The sequence below is a fragment of the Cellulophaga sp. 3_MG-2023 genome (genome assembly GCF_030546975.1).
Lineage (GTDB): Bacteria > Bacteroidota > Bacteroidia > Flavobacteriales > Flavobacteriaceae > Cellulophaga.
This window is the reverse complement of record NZ_JAUOPS010000019.1, coordinates 1-530: the sequence shown is the minus strand read 5'-3', so window position 1 is coordinate 530 and position 530 is coordinate 1. Positions and strand designations below refer to the sequence as shown.

The 530-nt window shown below is 37.4% G+C and carries 1 protein-coding gene; it reads left to right on the top strand.

Features of this window, described 5'->3' with window-relative positions; genetic code table 11:
* Positions 1-30 precede the first annotated feature (30 nt).
* A partial coding sequence (locus Q4487_RS17025; RefSeq protein ID WP_303571932.1) for a type IX secretion system membrane protein PorP/SprF occupies positions 31-530 on the top strand: 500 nt, incomplete at its 3' end.

The following is a 530-nucleotide window of genomic DNA, read 5'->3' as shown; positions in this document are numbered from 1 at the left end:
CACAACCATTAAACGCATAAATCATAAATTATGAGAAAATTATTAGTTAGTATTGTTTTAGTTTTTCTTGCTGTGCAAAACTCTTCTGCACAACAAGATGCTCAATACACTCAATATATGTATAATACTATTGCCATTAACCCTGCTTACGCAGGGTCTAGAGGCGTATTTAGTATTGCTGCCTTGCATAGATCGCAATGGGTAGGACTAGACGGTGCGCCCACAACACAAACCCTTAACTTTAACACTCCTGTTTCTAGAAGAGTCGGACTTGGACTATCGGTTGTACACGATGAAATTGGGAATGGTACAAATCAAGATACTTATGTAGATGCTGCCTTCTCATACACTGTTCCCACTGGGGATCTAGGCAAACTATCTTTTGGACTTAAAGCGGGTGGACATTTTTTAAACCTTGACTTTTCTAAACTTGCTAACTACAGACAAGAGTCTACTCCTACTGGATATAATGATATTGATAAAAAATTCTCTCCCAATTTTGGAGCAGGTATTTACTATCATACAAATAA